General features: G+C 56.0%; 18 protein-coding genes and 1 tRNA gene. All 19 read right to left on the bottom strand.

Annotated elements, in window-relative coordinates:
* Position 1 precedes the first annotated feature (1 nt).
* Positions 2 to 547 carry a PilN domain-containing protein gene (locus JXO48_11570; GenBank protein MBN2284518.1) on the bottom strand — a complete coding sequence of 182 codons (546 nt, stop codon included), beginning with the start codon at positions 545 to 547 and terminating at the stop codon, positions 2 to 4.
* Complete coding sequence (gene pilM, locus JXO48_11565) at positions 544 to 1,608, bottom strand: type IV pilus assembly protein PilM (protein MBN2284517.1); 1,065 nt, start codon at positions 1,606 to 1,608, stop codon at positions 544 to 546. The genes JXO48_11570 and pilM overlap by 4 nt, the downstream gene beginning before the upstream one ends.
* Before the next feature lie 81 nt (positions 1,609 to 1,689).
* Positions 1,690 to 1,956 carry a septum formation initiator family protein gene (locus JXO48_11560; protein ID MBN2284516.1) on the bottom strand — a complete coding sequence of 89 codons (267 nt, stop codon included), beginning with the start codon at positions 1,954 to 1,956 and terminating at the stop codon, positions 1,690 to 1,692.
* Between the two features lie 233 nt (positions 1,957 to 2,189).
* Positions 2,190 to 3,383, bottom strand: a complete 1,194-nt coding sequence (locus tag JXO48_11555) for a homocysteine biosynthesis protein (GenBank protein MBN2284515.1) — start codon at positions 3,381 to 3,383, stop codon at positions 2,190 to 2,192.
* Positions 3,384 to 3,499: 116 nt separating this feature from the next.
* Positions 3,500 to 3,946 carry a dUTP diphosphatase gene (dut, locus tag JXO48_11550; protein ID MBN2284514.1) on the bottom strand — a complete coding sequence of 149 codons (447 nt, stop codon included), beginning with the start codon at positions 3,944 to 3,946 and terminating at the stop codon, positions 3,500 to 3,502.
* A 44-nt stretch (positions 3,947 to 3,990) separates the two neighbouring features.
* A complete protein-coding gene (locus tag JXO48_11545) occupies positions 3,991 to 6,123 on the bottom strand; it encodes a polyribonucleotide nucleotidyltransferase (GenBank protein ID MBN2284513.1) in 2,133 nt (710 codons plus the stop codon).
* Positions 6,124 to 6,183: 60 nt separating this feature from the next.
* A complete protein-coding gene (rpsO, locus tag JXO48_11540; protein ID MBN2284512.1) occupies positions 6,184 to 6,450 on the bottom strand; it encodes a 30S ribosomal protein S15 in 267 nt (88 codons plus the stop codon).
* A 107-nt stretch (positions 6,451 to 6,557) separates the two neighbouring features.
* Positions 6,558 to 7,490, bottom strand: a complete 933-nt coding sequence (gene truB, locus JXO48_11535) for a tRNA pseudouridine(55) synthase TruB (protein ID MBN2284511.1) — start codon at positions 7,488 to 7,490, stop codon at positions 6,558 to 6,560.
* 3 nt (positions 7,491 to 7,493) lie between these two features.
* Positions 7,494 to 8,519, bottom strand: coding sequence for a bifunctional oligoribonuclease/PAP phosphatase NrnA (locus tag JXO48_11530; GenBank protein ID MBN2284510.1), 1,026 nt, complete (start codon positions 8,517 to 8,519; stop codon positions 7,494 to 7,496).
* A 16-nt stretch (positions 8,520 to 8,535) separates the two neighbouring features.
* A complete protein-coding gene (rbfA, locus tag JXO48_11525; GenBank protein MBN2284509.1) occupies positions 8,536 to 8,886 on the bottom strand; it encodes a 30S ribosome-binding factor RbfA in 351 nt (116 codons plus the stop codon).
* Positions 8,876 to 9,202: a DUF503 domain-containing protein gene (locus JXO48_11520; protein MBN2284508.1), complete on the bottom strand. Its 327-nt coding sequence runs from the start codon at positions 9,200 to 9,202 to the stop codon at positions 8,876 to 8,878. The genes rbfA and JXO48_11520 overlap by 11 nt, the downstream gene beginning before the upstream one ends.
* Before the next feature lie 95 nt (positions 9,203 to 9,297).
* Positions 9,298 to 11,886 (bottom strand): translation initiation factor IF-2, encoded by a 2,589-nt coding sequence (gene infB / locus JXO48_11515; GenBank protein MBN2284507.1) that lies wholly within the window; start codon positions 11,884 to 11,886, stop codon positions 9,298 to 9,300.
* 93 nt (positions 11,887 to 11,979) lie between these two features.
* Entirely contained in the window at positions 11,980 to 13,248 is a 1,269-nt protein-coding gene (gene nusA / locus JXO48_11510; protein MBN2284506.1) for a transcription termination/antitermination protein NusA, read from the bottom strand.
* Between the two features lie 18 nt (positions 13,249 to 13,266).
* Complete coding sequence (locus tag JXO48_11505; GenBank protein MBN2284505.1) at positions 13,267 to 13,758, bottom strand: ribosome maturation factor RimP; 492 nt, start codon at positions 13,756 to 13,758, stop codon at positions 13,267 to 13,269.
* Between the two features lie 182 nt (positions 13,759 to 13,940).
* Positions 13,941 to 14,015, bottom strand: a tRNA-Gly gene (locus tag JXO48_11500).
* Between the two features lie 147 nt (positions 14,016 to 14,162).
* Positions 14,163 to 15,458 carry a histidinol dehydrogenase gene (hisD, locus tag JXO48_11495; protein MBN2284504.1) on the bottom strand — a complete coding sequence of 432 codons (1,296 nt, stop codon included), beginning with the start codon at positions 15,456 to 15,458 and terminating at the stop codon, positions 14,163 to 14,165.
* A gap of 3 nt (positions 15,459 to 15,461) precedes the next feature.
* Positions 15,462 to 16,724, bottom strand: coding sequence for a UDP-N-acetylglucosamine 1-carboxyvinyltransferase (gene murA / locus JXO48_11490; GenBank protein MBN2284503.1), 1,263 nt, complete (start codon positions 16,722 to 16,724; stop codon positions 15,462 to 15,464).
* Complete coding sequence (prmC, locus tag JXO48_11485) at positions 16,717 to 17,583, bottom strand: peptide chain release factor N(5)-glutamine methyltransferase (GenBank protein MBN2284502.1); 867 nt, start codon at positions 17,581 to 17,583, stop codon at positions 16,717 to 16,719. The genes murA and prmC overlap by 8 nt, the downstream gene beginning before the upstream one ends.
* A gap of 126 nt (positions 17,584 to 17,709) precedes the next feature.
* Positions 17,710 to 18,777, bottom strand: coding sequence for a peptide chain release factor 1 (gene prfA / locus JXO48_11480; protein ID MBN2284501.1), 1,068 nt, complete (start codon positions 18,775 to 18,777; stop codon positions 17,710 to 17,712).
* Positions 18,778 to 18,845: the final 68 nt, after the last annotated feature.

The following is an 18,845-nucleotide window of genomic DNA, read 5'->3' as shown; positions in this document are numbered from 1 at the left end:
TTTATCCCTTTATTTGGTTACAGGACAAGGTAAAATTCATTAACTTGACACCTGAAACCGTTACCTGTTCCGAAGAAATCAGATCCACCGACGTGACCATGGAGGACTCCTGCAGCCGCTGCATGAAGAGAGCGATTGCAATATTGTCTATGGCCACACCTTCTATAGTGATGCCTTCATCATCCTTCTTAAAAGCGGTGAGCCATATTTTACCGATGGGCACGGCCGCGGCCAAGTCATCAAGGAAACGAACCGGTTTGCTTCTCCCTTTTTCGAGGTCGTCGATAATGGCTATTTTTTTCTCCAGCGTTTCCTTATCTTTCTTATATTTGTCGAGGTCCCCCGTTATTTTTGTCAGGATTGTCAACTGCTGCTCCGCCGCTGCCACATCCCGCTCCAGGCCGCTGACGCTCATGGTAACGAAAAGCTGCACGGCACCTATGATGAATAGAAAGAGGACGATGATCCCCGATATCATAATAATCTGACGTTGAAGATCCGCCTTTTTCCGTTCCTCTCGATAGGGAAGTAGATTAATTTTTATCATATATCATCTATTCTCCTGAGAGCCAGCCCTACCCCAAGCGCGGCAATGGGACTGATGGTTTCTATGTAGGCCTCATTAAAAACCTTTTTGTCGTAAGTTATCTTATTGAAAGGATTCAGTTTTTCCGCACTACACCGCAGTCGTGAGGCGAGATGTTCCACGATTCCCGGTATCCTGGAACATCCGCCGCTGACGATGATCCGGTTGACGTCCATCCCCCCCATCTCGGAGATGAAAAAGTCCAGCGTCCGTTCTATCTCCAGGAATATGGGTTCCCCGAGGTTGAGTAGTTCTGTCCTGAAACTGTCGTCTATCTCCTCACACTTGATGATCTCCGCCTCTTCAAAGGGGATCCCCCGCTGGTTGCTGAGTGCCTGTGTTATCGTGGCACCACCTACGAGCACGTTCCGGGTGAAAAGTGATTCTCCGCCGCGGACGATATTTATATTCGTGATGCTGGCGCCGATATTCAGAAGAACGACGATGTCTGCATCGTCAAGTTCATAGTTCTGCTCGAAGGCCGTCTGAAGGGCAAAGGAGTCGACATCCATGATGGCGACGCGGCACCCCATTTTTTCTATGGCTTCCGTGTAGTTCTTGATCAGGTCCCGTCTCGCCGAGGCAATGACGACATCCATCTTTTCCGGATTCAGCGCATTACCGCCGACGATGTGACAGTCGAAATGGATCTGGCTGCTGTCACTGAAGGGGAGGTATTCACTTGCCTCGTCCATGATCATCGCACGCAGCTCATGCTCATCCATATGATTGAGCGCCGTTTTCTTGATGACAACGATATGGCCGGGAAGGGCGGCGGCAACTTTTTTCAGCTGACATTTGGACGCCTTGAAGAGTTCTTTCAGGTGCTTTGTGAGATCGTTGCGATTCTTTATGATACCTTCTTCGATGATGCCCTTTTCCAGCGGGATTTGGCCGAAACTGTTGAGAACATATCCTTTCGGCGTATCGGCAATTTCAACAAGTTTGATTGAGTGAGACCCGATATCTATTCCCACCACTTTCTTATCAGCGAAAAACAATTCTTTTATTGATGGAAGCATGGCCCTTGTCCGATGGTGTTTTCAGTAGATGTCGTTCGACCCGGTCCGCCGGGAGAAAGAGGCGCTTTCACCAGTGTGGATTTAATCGACGAACCGATACACAATTTCTCCTTTTTTTACCATCCCGAGCTCTTCTCTGGCCACCCGCTCAATGTACCGCTCATCGGTGGTCAGCAGAAGAATTTCTTCCTTCAGGGCGGCATTTTCCTTCGCAATACGGGCATTGGCATCCTGCAATGAGCGCAGCCTGCCTCGTTGCGAATAGTAATCGACAAATCCCCTGTCGCCGAAGACGATCAGAATCATCATGAGAAGAATGAATCCCAGAAGATATCTTCCGATCTTCACTACACAAGTCCTCTATAAAGGTCCTCTACAAAGGGGTTTCTCTCTTACTACCAGTAAAAAACTGTTTTTACAACTATAAATTGACAACCTTTTTTAATCCTTCTTCGGCGTCACGCTACCGTGATGAATGCACCAGAATGACTCAATCCTCAGGATTCACCTGCCCCGCCTGCACATGTACCACGACCACGAAGCTGTCTCGTTCATTGCCGCTCTGCCACTTCTCGACAGTGTCAAGAATTATCTGCCGACAGAGTCCCTACCGGTTCACCGAGAAAGAACTCACCCCGTTCGATCCATTCCTTCAGGGTGTAGGCGATCTGCCGGGCCTTATAGTAACTCGACAGGGGGGCCGTGTCGATCTCCCTGCCGTTAAGCACTATTTTGCCTGATCGAAGCTCGCCGTAGCTGACCTCTCCGAGACTCTTCAGGTTTCCGCTCGGGTAATCCACACCGAAATCATACACCTGGGTATAGATGTCCTCATCCCTCACGGCGGTATACCGCACAATTTCCTCGTTCAAGACGGGAATGGGGATTCCCACACCGACGTACAGGGAGACACCGTATCCCAGTATACTGGCACCCACAAGCCATTCGGGGTTCATGCGTTTCAGATTGCCGATGACGGCGATGGTTCCCGCGCCCTCCCTGGGGACACCGTTCTCTCCCCGCGAGACCGCCATGTTGTGCTGAGTGCCGGGCCAGGCCACGTATCCCCGGGCACCGCCCAGGAATATGCGCGTGCCGATGCCGACGGTCCTGAAAAAGGGATCGTTGAAGAGCGGACTTAACTGTCCCGCAGTGGAATAGGTGGCGTTCGCCATGAAGGGCCTAAGCACACCCATGTAAGTATAGATGATCCGGTCGGACATGTTCGTCGCGCAATTGTAATTCTGGTAAGCATTTCGGGGATTGAAGAGGATGGCATCCCGCAGGTCGTGAATGGTGATGTTCTTTTCGAACTTTCGCGCCGGATAGCAGTCGGTACCGTATCCCTCCGTGCGCAAACGTATGACATTCCCCGCCACAAGGTCCTCAATGACATGTCCGCCGCCGTAATTGAACTCACCGGGATGAATACTGTTCAGCGGGTCACCTTCGACCACTTCGGTCGCTCCGATATAACAGTCGACGGCGGCGATACCCCCGTAAGCAGAAACATCGTTGAACCAAACCCGGGACGCCTTGATCTTGGGTGACGTATGCCCGAAATTGAGAAAGGCACCGGAAGAACACATGGGACCGAAGGTCCCCGTGGTCACCACGTCGACCCGCCTGGCCGCTTCGACATCGCCGTGGCGTTCGACGATATCGATTATCTCCTCGGCAGTGACGACGACCGCATTCCCCTGGGCAATTTTCTCATTGATTTCCCTGTAAGATTTGCTGACCCGGTTCCGTTTCACAGACCCTCGTGCGCTCATGTATCTCCCGTCATTTGGAATTCCGTATGTAAATACAACAAATTGCTTCTTAAAACAAACAAAAAACCCCCTCCCGAAACGCCCCGGGAAGGGGTGTGCCGGTCCCGCCGGTCCTTCTAGCCGGTGTGACCGAATCCGCCTGTGTTCCGTTCCGTCCTGTCAAGCCCCGGGCGGACCGACCAGGATACGCGGCACACGGGGCTCACCACCATCTGCGCGATCCGGTCCCCCCGCGAAACCCGAAAAGGTGCTTCACCATGGTTGATGAGAATGATCCTGATCTCTCCCCGGTAATCGGCGTCGATCGTACCCGGTGAATTGAGGATGGTCACGCCGTATTTCAGGGCGAGCCCGCTGCGTGGCCGGATCTGGGCCTCGTACCCCCGGGGCAGGGCGATCTCGATACCCGTCGGAACAACCCTCCATTCTCCCGAGGGAATGACTTCCGGCGACTCAACGGCGGCAAAGATATCCATTCCTGCGGCATCTTCCGTCATGCGGCGGGGAAGCAGTTCCTCGCCGCCATGTCCCAGAATCCTTACCAGTACGGGAATATCATCCACCGAAACCGCTCCGCCTGCATCGCCGCCCTCGTCGGGAACCGGGATTATTGCTCTTTGCCCCGGCCGGTTTCTTCGAGGGCTTCCTTTCTGCTCAACTTTATCTTCCCGTTCCGGTCGATGTCGATGACCTTTACGGGCACCTGGTCGCCTTCGCGGATAACGTCGGTGACCTTGTTGACACGACGGTTCTCAAGCTGAGATATGTGGACAAGACCGTCGATGCCGGGCAGTATCTCAACAAAAGCACCGAAATCGACGACCCGCTTCACCGTACCCAGGTAGATCTTTCCGACCTCGGCATCCTCCGTCAGGGCCCTGATCATGGCAATGGCCCGCAGCGCAGCCTCTTCGTTGTTGGAGGCCACCATGACGGTGCCGTCGTCCTCCACGTTGATCTCGGCGCCGGTTTCACTGATGATCTGGCGGATATTCTTCCCTCCGGTGCCGATAACGTCACGGATCCTCTCGGGATTGATGGTGATGGTCGTGATGCGCGGTGCGTAAACGGACAGGTTCGCGCGCGGTTCGCTTATCGTATCGCGCAGTTTGTCTATGATAAAGAACCGTCCTTCTTTCGCCTGATAGAGCGCATCGCGCAGAACATCTCCTGTGATGCCGTCTATCTTGATATCCATCTGCAGTGCCGTGATACCGTTCTTCGTTCCGCAGACCTTGAAATCCATATCCCCGGCATGATCCTCATCGCCGAGTATATCGGAAAGAATAACGATCTCACCGTCCTGTTTCAAAAGACCCATGGCTATCCCGGCGACAACGTCTTTCACGGGAACACCGGCATCCATGAGAGAAAGGGAGCCGCTGCAGACCGTCGCCATCGACGAGGAACCGTTCGAGGAGAGGATTTCGGAAACTATCCGTACCGTGTAAGGAAAGTCATCGGGCGAGGGCATCACCGGGAGGAGCGCTCTCCGGGCGAGGGCGCCGTGACCGATCTCCCTGCGCCCGGGCCCTCTCAGAAAGCGGGCCTCTCCCACGCTGTAGGGCGGAAAATTATAATGGAGGATGAAGGAACGCATCTCCTCGCCGCCGACATAATCCATCCGCTGTTCATCCGCCGACGTACCCAGGGTGAGCACGGCGAGCGACTGCGTTTCACCCCTGGTAAAGAGCGCCGACCCGTGCGTTCGCGGAAGGAGCCCGACCTCGCATTGGATGGGCCGGATGTCCCTGTTCGTCCGGTCATCGATCCTCTTCTTCTCCTGTATGATCATGTCCCGCAACAGGGACCTCTCGATCTCCTCGAAAACCGCCTCCGCCTTTGACTGCATCAGCGGTTCTTCCCCACCGCATTCTTCCATCACTTTCTTTCTCACATCGGCGAGAAGCGCCTGCCGGTCCTGTTTCCGCGCCGTTGTGTAGGCACGTCTCAATCCGTCGAAAGCAGCGGTACGAACTCGTTCTCTCAGCTCGTCTTCGATCTCGAGGGGTTCCAGTTCCCTTTTTTCCTTGCCGATGGCGGCGCGGACCTGATCCTGCAGTTCGATCACGGGGCGCAGGGCTTTCAGACCCATATCGATCGCTTCCAGAACGATATCTTCCCCGATTTCCCGGGCTCCCCCTTCCAGCATGACGAGGTTGACGTCAAACTCCCCGTCCCCGGTGCCGGGAACGATTTTTCTTCCCACCAGGAAGAGGTCAAGATCGCTTTGCTCCATATCCTGCAGGGAGGGGTTGCAGACCAGCCTGCCCTCCACCCTTCCGACCCGGATACCGGCGACAGGGCCCTTGAAGGGAATGTCTGACATGGTCAGGGCCGCCGACGTTCCCAGCATGGCCGCCACGTCAGAACTGTTATCACCGTCATAGGAAAGGAGCGTTGCCACGATCTGGGTTTCGTAAAAATATCCCTTGGGAAACAGGGGCCTTATGGATCGGTCGATGATCCTCGATGTCAGGATCTCCCGTTCATTCGGTCGCCCCTCTCTTTTGAAAAACCCCCCGGGGATCTTTCCCGCCGCCGCTGTCATTTCCTGGTAATCCACCGTCAGGGGAAGAAAATCGGTCCCCTCCCGCTTTGTTCTCAGCGATACGGCGGTAACGAGGACAACCGTTTCACCGTAAGTGACCAGCGCGGTTCCATCCGCCTGGCCAGCCAGGTGGCCCGTCGCAATGGTAATGTCCCGTCCCTCAAATTCCGTTTTGAAAATTGTATTCATTTGTTCTATTTCTCCTCACGAGCGCCATCGGCGCTCTTCTTCAATAGTTTCTTACGTTTCTTACCTTCTCAGGCCGAGGCGCTTGATAATGTCTCTGTATCGCTCTATATCCTTTTTTTTCAGATAATCGAGCAGCCTCCGTCTCTTGCCAACCAGCTTGAGAAGTCCCCGGCGGGAATGATGATCCTTTTTATGGACCTTGAAATGGTCGGTCAGATATTCGATCCGTGCAGTCAGCAGGGCTATCTGCACTTCCGGGGATCCCGTGTCTCCTTCATGCGTCTGAAACTGGTTGATTAATTCCTGTTTTCTTTCCTGTTCTAACACCGTTTTCATCCTCCTCTAAAAGTTAAGGTCTGTAACAGTAGTTTCCCTCTTATACCATGCCGTATCGGCGGTCAACGACCGCTGTGTCCGGCCGACACACAGGTGTGTCATCCATTAAATACCCGCAGTATCCTGGCCACGGGGCTCTTTTCATCGTATTGCGACACCTCGCACCCGGGAACAATTATCTCCGCCACGGCCACGACGTCGCCCGCCTCCGTTATTAATTTCACCACGTCGCCGCCACCCACCATCGAAAGGTCCCTGGCCACGAACATCCGGGCGTCCGGCTGACACCCCTGCCGAATCCTCGCGACGGCTTCTTCGTCGACCAGAAGGGGGATAAAATCGGGGATCGCCTCCGCAAGGGGGATGAACGCTCTTCGCAATCTTTCCGCTTTTTCCCGACGGTCATATCCTTCGAGGCTCAGTGCCTGGCCGATCTCGAACCGCCCGCTTCTGACCCGGCGGAGGCTGTGGAGGCATGCCCCACAGCCCAGTCTCCTTCCAATTTCTTCCCCCAGCGTCCGAATATAGGTCCCCTTCGAGCAGGAGACGGTGAAGGTGATGTAGGGAATGGTGACATCCTCCACGGAAATTCGATGGATCTCCACCACCCGCGGCCGCCGGTATACATCGATCCCCCGCCGCGTCCACTCATAGAGGGGTCGTCCCCTGAACTTCACGGCGGAGTATCGGGGAGGTGTCTGCTCGATCTTCCCCACAAGTCCGGCAAAGACGTCATCGATGCACGACTCGTCAAGCGCGACATCCCTTCGGGCCGTGACGGTCCCCTCCCTGTCAAGGGTCTCCGTCTCGACACCCAGGAGTAGGGTGGCCCGGTACTCTTTATCGTCGTTCAGAAAGAACCGTATCAGCTTCGTCGCCTCACCGATACAGACGGGAAGCACCCCTGTTGCAAGGGGATCGAGGGTGCCCGCATGTCCGATCTTTTTTACGGCGATGCTTTTTTTAATATCGCGAATGACATCGAAGGAGGTCTTTCCCGACGGTTTATCAACGATGATCACTCCATCCATGCCTTATTCCGCTTCCATGGCGGCACGCATTTTCTTCTTCGCCTCCGCCATATCCCCTTCGATCATACAGGCGGAAGCGTTCAAATGTCCGCCTCCCCCGAAGGTCCGCGCGATCCGCTCGACATTGACGGTCCCCTTGGAACGCAGACTCGCCTTTATGCGGCCGTCGGGCATTTCCTGGTAGAGCACGGCGATCACGACGCCCTCGATGGAGCGGATCATATCCACCATGCCTTCCGTATGCTCCGGCAGGGCCCCCTCGTCGGCCAGCATCTTCCGGGTCACTTCCATGGAACCGATCGTTCCATCCTCACTGATGCGCAACGTCCGAAGACCGCTCTGAAGCAGCCTGATCCGTGCCAGCGGGATCGTCTCGTAGACATGCTCGGCAATAAACCGGGGGTCGGCGCCGCGCTCGATCATCTCCGCCGCCAGCCGGAGGGTGCCGCTGCCCGTATTGGAATACCGGAACGATCCCGTATCGGTCATGAGCGCCGTGTACACATTAACGGCGATCTCCTTCGTCACCGCAACACCGAGCCTCTTTATCAGGCGGCACAGTATCTCCCCCGTGGAACTGGCCCCGACATCAATCAATGCATGGGGGGTGAACCCGTCATTTGAGAGATGGTGGTCTATATTAATGATATTCCTTATTTTCTCAAGCTGCTTGTATTCTTCTCCGATCCGTTCCATTTCACTGCAGTCCAGCAGAAAGACTGTATCAAAGCGATCGGGCGTGTCGATCCGGTGAACGATGCTCTCCGAACCCGGAAGGAACCGATACATATCAGGTATCTTATCCTGGATATACACGACCGCTTCCTTCCCCAGACGCCGAAGAACGTGGTACACGGCAAGCGACGATCCTATGGCATCGCCGTCTGGCCTCACGTGGGAAGTGACCAGGAACACGCGACCGGCGTCGATGACCGCAATGATCCCGTCCATCACTCGGTCGACGTCGCTGCTCGCCGCACCAAAACCCGGTCCCGGGCCCACCGTCCCGCCGTGTCTGCCGGCTTTCATTCCCTGTCCCCCTCGTTCATTTCTGTTCTTCCCTGACCTCGGCCAGAAGCTTTTCTATCCGGTCCCCGTATTCGAAGGACGAGTCGTAGATAAACAGCAGGTCGGGCACATACCTGAGCTGGAGACGTTTCCCCAGCTCTCTTCTGAGAAAACCCGCCGCCTTTTTCAACCCCTCCTTTGTTTCATCACCGCAGGTCTTCTCGCCCATGGCAACAAAATACAGTTTCGCCGTCTTGAGGTCGCTTGACACCTCCACGCCGGTCACCGTGACATGCTGAACCCGCGGGTCACCCACCTGCCGCAGAATGATATCTGCTATTTCCGATTTGATCAGGTCGGCAACCCGATCAGCCCGTTTAAAACTCATAACGCTCATCCATACCGTCCATCAGGTCCGACATGCTGGTGATTTCCATGTGAGACCCGATGATATCGGCAACGTTCATATTCTCGACAAACTGCACGAGCTTGTCCATCTTCGAATTAATGAACGCACGGTCATTACCGGCCATGCAGAACCCGATCAGCGCGCGCTTCCAGCTGTCCTGGAATCCGACCTCGGCGATCGACACGTTGAAACTGTTCCGGGCCCTGCCGATGATCTTTTTCACTACCGATCTTTTTTCCTTGAGCGACCGGCATTCGGCTATGTGGAGCTCGATTATTCCCGTTCCGATGACCATGGCCACAGCTTCCAGCGTTCAGCCGCCCGGTTCCGGAAATACTTCCGGCGGCCGTCGCGTTCTCCATCCCGGTTTTCCTCGCCCCTGTCGCTCAACTATTCCAGTTTCCGCTGCACTTCTTCCTTTGAATAGGCCTCAATAATATCGCTTTCCTTGATATCATTGAAATTTTCTATCCCGATACCGCATTCGAAACCCGATATGACTTCCCGGGCGTCGTCCTTGAAGCGTTTCAAGGACGTTATCTTACCGTCATGTATCAGGACGCCGTCCCTCAGAAGCCTGAGATTGGAATTGCGCGTGATCTTTCCGTCCGTCACATAGCTTCCCGCGATGACGCCCGCCCGGGGAATTTTGAACACCTGGCGCACCTCGGCCCTCCCGTGCACGACCTCTTCGTACAGCGGCTCCAGGAGTCCCTCCATGGCGGCCCTCACATCGGCGATGACATCATATATGACATCGTAGAGTTTCATCTCTACGCCTTCTTTTTCCGCCAGTTCGGTCACCCGCATATCGGGTCTGACCTTGAAACCGATGATGATGGCATCCGACGCCGACGCCAGCATGATATCCGTTTCCGTCACGGTGCCGGCCGAGCGATGGATGATCTTGAGCCGCACATCCTCGGTGCTGAGTTTGAGAAGCGACTCGGACAGGGCCTCGACGGAACCCTGAACATCGGCCTTGATGATGACGTTGAATTCCTTGGTGCCCTCCTTGATCCGCTCATAGAGCTGCTCGAGGGTGATCTTGGTGGTCTTCGAGAGCTCGTGTTCCCGCTCCTTGCGTGTCCAGTAATCAGCAATGCTGCGGGCCCTGCGCTCATCCTCGACGGCGGCGAAATCCATTCCGGCCTGGGGAACGTTGGAAAAACCGATAACCTCGACCGGCATGGAGGGACCGGCTTCCCTGACGCGCTGTCCCTTATCGTTCAGCATTGCCCTGACCTTGCAGTATTCGCTCCGCGAAACGAGGGAATCGCTCTCCCGCAGGGTACCTTCCTGAATGATGACCGTTGCCACCGGCCCCCTGCCCCGGTCAAGCTTCGATTCGATGATCACGCCCCGGGCCGGCACGGTCGGATCGGCACTGAGTTCAAGGATATCGGCCTGAAGGAGGATGAGTTCGAGCAATTCCTCTATGCCCTCGCGCTTCTTCGCCGAGACCTCGGAGTAGATGGTGTCTCCTCCCCACTGCTCCGGCATGAGCTCCAGCTCCGACAGTTGCTGTTTCACCCGATCGGGGTCAGCGTTGGGTTTGTCGATCTTGTTCACGGCCACCATGATGGTAACACCCGCGGCCCTGGCGTGGTTTATCGCCTCAATGGTCTGGTCCATGACACCGTCATCGGCGGCAACGACGAGGACGACGATGTCGGTCACCTGTGCGCCCCGGGCCCGCATGGCCGTGAACGCCTCGTGACCGGGTGTGTCGACAAAGACGATATCACGATCGTTCAGTGCCACGTGGTAGGCACCGATGGCCTGGGTTATGCCGCCCGATTCACCATCGATCACATGTGTCTCGCGAATGGCATCGAGCAGGGACGTCTTTCCATGATCCACGTGCCCCATCACGGTAACCACGGGGGGACGGGACCGCAGATTTTCAGGGGACCCCTCCCTTTTCTGAACGACCTCTTCAAGATCGAATCCGACGGATTCCACCTGATATCCGAATTCCGTGGCGATGAGCGACGCCGTTTCGGTATCGATCGACTGATTGATGGTCACCATAAGACCGGAAGACATGAGCTTGGCAATGACCTCGCTGGCCTTCACGCCCATTTTCTTCGCCAGCTCTCCCACACGGATCGCTTCATTCACTTTTATCCGTCTCTTGATCGCCTTGGGCGTCGTGATTTCCGTCCGCTTCATCTGAACGACGACGGCCTTTTTTTCTTCCTTCCAACTCCTGCGGACGTCAGGGTCACGCCCATCGACCTGCCGTTTTTCTTTCTTTTCTATCCGCTGTTTGGCAAAGGCCTTTTTCCTCGTGGGAAGTTCATCGACCACAACTTCCACGGGGCGCCTCTTTATATGCTGAACCGCCGGGCGCTCAACACCTTTTTCTTCGACCGGCTCCTCTTTCTTCGGAGGTACGGGCTCGACGACTCCCGGTTTTTTCTTTTCCTTCCCTCGGGGAGGGACGGGGGGGCGTTTTTCGGGCGCTTTTTCGACGGCGGGTTGCTCCGCCTTCACTTCTTTCTTCTCTTCCTCGACCGCGACCTCTTTCGATTCTTCTTTCTTTTCTTCCTCCTTTTTCAGCTCGACGACCATCTGTTCTTCAGCTTCGACAGGAGTTGGCGGGGCTTTCGACGGCGCTTCCACTTCCTTCTTTGCGGGCTTTTCCTCTTCCACCGCCTCTTTTTCCACGGCTCCCTGAGCGGCCTCCAGGATTTCCTCGGCTCCTTCGACCGCTTCTTCCATTTCCTCCGCGGCACCCTCCTCCGTCGGCTGCCGGACCGCCCTCCTCCTTATGACGCCGCGCTTCACCCGTTTTTCAATAACGGTGCTACGCTCGCCCAGCTCGAACTCACTTTTTATCCGTTCTATGTCAGCGTCCTCAAGGGAACTTGAATGAGACTTGACGGCAATTCCCAGTTTTTCCATCCGGGCGATCAGTTCCCTGTTATCGATTCCGAGTTCTTTTGCCAGTTCGTAAACTCTTGTTTTGGACATTCCTGAAACTCCTGTTTATCTCTCCGTCCCCACTTCCATGCGCAAACGGCGGGGAATCCCCCGCCCCGCTATGGCGGCGTCCATCCCGGCGCCTCATTTTGCGTCGTCGTGTTGCTCGACCGCTTCTTCAGCAACGATCTTCGCTGCCTCATCGATCCAGGTAACCGCCTTTTCCCTGCTGATCCCCTTTATCGTGCTGAGCATCTCCGGGGCCGCCGAGGCTATGGACGTCACGCTTTTATATCCTTCCTTGAAGAGAAGGTCCGCCGTATGCTCCCCGATGCCCGTTATCTTCATGAGGGATTTGTACCCCTTTTCCTCCTGCTCGGCCACCATGGTTTCGTTCTTGACATCGATCTTCCACCCCGTCAACCGGGCGGCGAGACGTACGTTCTGACCGTTTTTCCCGATAGCCAGAGAAAGCTGATCATCGGGAACGATGACCTCCATCGCCCGGAGCTCCTCATCAACGATCACCCGGTCCACCTTTGCCGGCGAGAGGGCGTTGCAAATATAGGTGACGGCATCGCCCGAATAGGGAACGATATCTATTTTCTCACCCCGCAGTTCCTGGACGACGCTCTGGACCCGGGATCCCCGCATGCCGACACAGGCGCCCACGGGATCGATATCCTTGTCGTTCGTCTTTACCGATATCTTGGTGCGGTTTCCCGGCTCACGCGCGATATTCACGATTTCGATCAGTCCTTCGGATATTTCAGGCACTTCCAGCTCAAACAGCGCACGAATGAATCCCGGGTGTGTCCGTGAGAGGATTATCTGCGGCCCCTTTGATATCCGCTTGACATCATAGATATACGCCCGTATGCGTTCACCCCGCCTGAAGGTCTCCCGCTGGATCTGCTCGGATTGCGGAATGATGCCTTCCGTCATACCGAGGCTGACAATGATGTTCGGCCCCTCAAACCGCTGGACGAACCCGTTCGCCAGATCACCTTTACGATCCTTATATTCCTCGTATATATTATCCCGCTCTGCGTCCTTGACCTTCTGAATGATGATCTGCTTCGCCGTCTGGACGGCTATTCTTCCGAATGAAGTCGTGTCCATTTTCATTCCCAGGCTGTCACCCGGTTCGGCATCTTCATCATAATCCGCGCGGGCTTCCTCGATCGATATCTGGGTCTCAGGGGTCACGACCTTGTCGACCACGGTTTTGAAGATAAAGGCTTCTATCTCGCCTTCTTCCTCATTGTACTGAACCTCGATATCCATACTTTGTCCCATCTTCTTTTTCGCGGCAGTCAGAACGGCCGTTTCAAGGGCGTGAATGATGATCTCCTTGTCAATGCCCTTTTCCTTTCCCACCTGTTCGATGAGACGTTTCAGATCCGGTAACATGGTGTCCTTTCCTCCACACTAAAACTCATATTTCAGGTTCGCCCTGAGAATACTTTTCCGCGGAATATGGTAGAGTTCCCCTCCGGCATCCACGACGAGGACCTTTCCCGTGTCTCCGTCGATATAGTCGATCAACCGCCCGCGAAAATTTTTCCTCCCCTTAAACGGCTCCGAGAGCCGAATTTCCACCGCGCTGCCACGGTATGTAAGGAAATCCTTGTCCCGTGTCAGAGGCCGGTCCAGCCCCGGCGAGGACACCTCAAGAACGTATGGTCCCCGGGGAATGTTATGAACGTCGAGAACATCTCCCGCCAGGTGGCTGATCTCCGCGCAATCGTCGAGGGTCACGCCCGCTTCCTTGTCGATATAGATCCTGACAAGCCAGCGGGATTTCATCCGGAGACATTCCACTTCGACGAGTTCCATTCCTTCCGCCTCGACAAGGGGTTCTATCAGTTCCCGTATCCGCTCCCGGTATGATGTATCCTCCCGCTCCATATCCTGCTTCACAACCTCGTAAAAAGCCCCTCTACGGCGCCCGTCCTTCCCTTTTGTCACTCCGATGCACGAAAAACAGCTTCGTGACCTTTTACGATGGTGTCACGCTTCAGAAAATAAAAAAGTGGGCCAGGCCCACTTAGAATTTGTTGCTTATAATATAAAAAGGATTGATTTGCAACCCTAAAATATTCTGGAGCGGGCGATGGGAATCGAACCCACGACGTCCAGCTTGGGAAGCTGACATTCTACCGCTGAATTACGCCCGCTTCTATCGTCAACGGCCTCCCGCCAGACCCGCTTACCGGCGACAGGCTTTCTTCATCAGGTTTGACGCAATGTACCATTTACCTTTGTTTGTCAAGTCTTTTTTAACGACCTTGGAAAAAGCCCTTATACCGCTCCCGGCTTTGTCTTCATCCCTTGTCATTCAGACGGATCGCGATCGACCGTTCGTGGGCGTCGAGGCCCTCTATGGCTGCAAACCGGGATACCGCGTCTCCGTACTTCCTGAAGGATCCCTCCGAAAAAGATATGACGCTCATCCGTTTGATGAAATCGTAGACGCCGAGAGGTGAAAAAAACCGGGCGGTCCCTCCCGTCGGCAGAATATGATTCGGCCCGGCGATATAATCCCCCATGGCCTCAGGGCTGAATCCGCCCAGGAACACCGCCCCGGCGTTGCGGATACGGGGAAGCCATGATTCGGGATGTTCCACCATCAGTTCAATATGTTCCGGAGCATATCGATTGGCGATCTCCACGGCTTCATCGAGGTCACGAGTGACGATCAGCGCTCCGTAGGATTCCAGCGCCGCCGACGCGATCGCCTTCTTCGGCAGCCGCTCCAGTTGCTCTTCCACGGCGTTCTTTACCTGGCGGGCGAAATCGCCGGAAGGGGTCAGAAGGATCGAACAGGCCATCTCATCGTGTTCCGCCTGTGAGAGGAGGTCCGCCGCCGCAACGCCGGGCGGTACGGTTCCGTCGGAAATGATAAGAATTTCACTGGGTCCCGCGATCATATCGATACCCACTCTTCCGTAGACCATCTTTTTCGCCAGGGCCACGTAAATGTTGCCGGGACCGACGATCTTGTCAACGAGCGGTATGGATTCGGTGCCGTATGCCATCGCTCCCACGGCCTGTGCCCCGCCGATCCGGAAAATGCGGTCGACCCCGCCGATCACCGCCGCCGCGAGGATCAGGGGATGGATCACTCCCCCCCGAGCGGGGGTCGCCAGGATGATCTCCCCCACGCCGGCGACCTTCGCCGGGATGGCCGCCATGAGAACCGTTGACGGGTACGGGGCCAATCCCCCGGGTGCGTATATGCCGACCCGGTCGAGGGGCCTGATGACCTGCCCGACGGTAATGCCTTCCTCATCCCGGTCGAACCACGAATCGGCGCGTTGCCGCCGATGGAACCGCTCGATCCGTGCAGCCGCTGTTTCCAGGATATGGCGGTGCTCATCGGGAAGATCCTCCAACGCCCGCCCGGCCTCAGCGGCTGAGACCTCGACCGTCGCCGCATCAAGGGCATGGCCGTCATATTTCTCCGTGTATTCGAACAGGGCCTCGTCACCCCGAACGGCCACATCCTGCAGAATGTGCTCGACGGTCTCCACGATGGAACGGTCGACCTGCGTCCCCCGTCTGCGTATGCGGTTGAATTCCCGCTCAAAACGTCTGTCGTCGGAATTGAGTATTTTCATGGATCATCCATCTTGTTCTTTTATTCTCCTGATATCGGCCCCCAGGAGCGACAGTTTTTCCTCGATCTTTTCATATCCCCGGTCGATGTGATAGACCCGCGACAGCTCCGTTCTTCCCTCCGCCACCAGTCCCGCCAGCACCAGTGACGCCGATGCCCGCAGGTCGGTGGCCATGACGGGAGCACCGCGCAGCCCGGGTACTCCCTTCACGATGGCGCTGTTCCCCTCGATGGTGATGTCGGCACCCATGCGCAGCAACTCCTGGACATGCATGAACCGGTTTTCGAAAACCGTTTCCGTCACGACACTGATCCCGTTGCCACGGGTCATCAGCGCTATTATCTGCGCCTGGAGGTCCGTCGGAAAACCGGGATAGGGCAGCGTCTTCACATCGATACTGCGAAGGGGGCCATCACCGGTCACCCTGAGCCCCCCATCGACCGGTTCTATGACCAATCCCGCCTCACGGAGCTTCATTATGGGAGCGTCGAGATGGGACGGTTCACATCCGCGGATGACGATATCCCCCCCCGTGATCCCGGCGGCCATCATGAAGGTGCCCGCCTCAACCCGATCGGGAATCACGGCCGCTTCAACGGGATTCAGGCCGTCCACCCCGTCAATGGTAATGACGTCCGTTCCGGCGCCGCTTACCTTCGCTCCCATCCGGTTCAGAACGTCGGCAAGATTCACCACTTCCGGTTCACGCGCGGCATTCTCGAGGACGGTCCTCCCCCGGGCCAGGGAGGCGGCCATCATTATATTCTCCGTACCGGTCACCGTTGAAATATCAAAATATATGCTCGTCCCGCGAAGCCGGGAAGCTTTTGCTTCAATATACCCGTCCTTCAAGGATATATCGGCACCCAGGGCCTGAAGGGCTTTCAAGTGAAGATTGACGGGACGGGCCCCGATGGCGCAGCCGCCGGGAAGCGATACCCGCGCCTTTCCCTTCCTCGCCACCAGCGGACCGAGCACGAGGACCGATGCCCGCATGGTCTTCACCAGGTCATAGGAGGCTTCACAGTGATCGACGTTCTCCGCGTTGACCTTCAGAACGCCTTTTCCATCATCAATCATCACACCCAGGCTCGCCAGCAGTTTCTTCGCCGTCCTTACATCGACGAGGGCCGGGATATTCCGAAAGGTGTTCCACCCCTCCGTCAGGAGCGACGACACGATGATGGGGAGGGCGGCATTTTTCGATCCGCTGATCGTGACCTCACCCTTCAGGGCATTGCCGCCTTGAATAATGATCTTATCCATCTGCCGTTCCCTTTCTCCGGGCTGATACCACGCGGACGATACCGGCAAGGTCACGGTAAAAAACAATGCCGTCGTATCTTCCGTCCTGCTTCAGCATTGATCCGATGCGTTTGTGCTGCCCCGCCCCCATTTCCATGAAAAGCCATCCGCCCCCTGTCAGGCAGCCGGCGGAGGAATCGATGATGGACCGGTGCATTTCCGTCCCCTCCTTACCGCTCACCAGCGCCGCCTTCGGTTCGAATATCCTGACATCATCGGCAAGATGAGAAAACTCCTCCTCTGCGATATAGGGGGGATTCGACAGGACTATATCAAATTTTCCGGTCAGGGGCTCACATAAATTGCCGCAGACGAAATGTACCCGGTCCGTTACACCGTGCCGGCGCGCATTGAGACGGGCCATCCGAAGCGCCGCGGGGGAAATATCGACGGCGACCAGGGACGCACGGGGACGTTCAATGGCAATAACCACGGCAACGGCACCGCTCCCCGTGCCTACTTCGAGCAGCGTCAAAGGACCGTCTTTCATGCCGGTGCACTCCAGGACTTTCTCGACAAGCAGTTCCGTTTCGGGCCGCGGGATCAGCACGTGGCGGTCGACCGTGAAATCAAGGGACCAGAATTCTTTTCTTCCCGTAATGTAGGCGACGGGCTCCCGGTCGAGACGCCGGGCGATCAACGCATCGAAACGCCTTGCCTGCCTTTCCGGAAGTTCCGACCCGGCCTCGTGGAAGAGAACGGAGCGCTCAACACCGAGACAGAACGCCATGATGACCTCCGCATCGAGCCGGGGATTGTCTATTCCCTGTTCTCGAAGGGCTTGTTCGGCCTTGTTCAGAGCTTGTCTGATATTCATCATCGATCCGCCGCGCCAGTCGGTCCCGCGGTATCCCGCCGGAGCGACGGCACGGGAAACACGGTATTGATCTGCATATATATCATGGAAAAAACTTCCCGGGGAGGGCTCACGTTTTGTGATCGCGGGTTACAGTGAGGCGGTTTTCAGGCTTTCCGCCTGGTAGTGGGTCATGAGGGCGTCGATGATGTCGTCGATGTCACCGTCGAGGATGTTCTCAAGGTTGTAAAGCGTGAGGCCGATGCGGTGATCCGTCATTCTGCCCTGGGGGAAATTATATGTCCTGATCCGCTGGCTCCGGTCGCCGCTTCCCACCTGTTTTTTCCGCGACTCCGAAATGGCCGCCTCCTGCTCTTCTTTCATCCGGTCAAGAAGCCGCGCCCTCAGAACCTTCATCGCCTTCGCCTTGTTCTTGTGCTGCGATTTTTCATCCTGGCAGGTGACGACGAGCCCCGTGGGAAGGTGGGTTATCCGCACCGCCGAATCGGTTGTGTTCACGCTCTGACCGCCGTGGCCGGTGGAGCGATACACATCAATCCGCAGTTCGTTGGGATCTATGGTGACCTCGACCTCCTCCGCTTCGGGAATGACGGCGACCGTCACGGCCGAGGTGTGTATTCTGCCCTGGGCCTCCGTCACGGGTACCCGCTGAACCCGGTGGACGCCGCTTTCGTATTTGAGCCTGCTGTAAGCGCCCGCCCCTTCAATAAGGACGATGATCTCCTTGAATCCCCCCGTGCCCGATATATTGGAGCTCACCACCTCCACGTTCCATCCGAGTTTCTCCGCATACATGGCATACATGCGGTAAAGGTCCGCGGCAAAGAGCGCCGCTTCCTCACCGCCGGTCCCGGCCCGTATTTCAAGAAAAACGTTCCGGTCGTCGCTCTCATCCTTCGGGAGGAGGAGAATCTTCAACTCTTCTTCGATACCGGCGATCGTCTCGCGAAGGTGCAGGATATCATCCTTGATGAGCGCCCGCAGCTCTTCGTCGCTTTCTTTCAGAAGCTGCTGATTTTCCTCGATTTCCTTTCTTGCCCGCTCATACTTCCTGAAGGTCGTGACGATATCGTTCAGGCCCGAGTGCTCCTTCGCATACTTCTGGTATTCGCCGTAATTTCCGATCACGGCGGGGTCGCTCAGAAGCCGTTCCAGTTTGGTGTATCGTGATTCTATTTCCTTTAATTTAGAAAACATCTCTCATTCACGATGATCTCTGTTGGGATGGGATTTGTTCTGTGCAGCGTGTGAGGACAACACCGCCG

This window comes from Deltaproteobacteria bacterium (genome assembly GCA_016933965.1).
GTDB lineage: Bacteria > Desulfobacterota > Syntrophia > Syntrophales > UBA2210 > JAFGTS01.
This window is presented reverse-complemented; position numbering and strand designations above follow the sequence as displayed.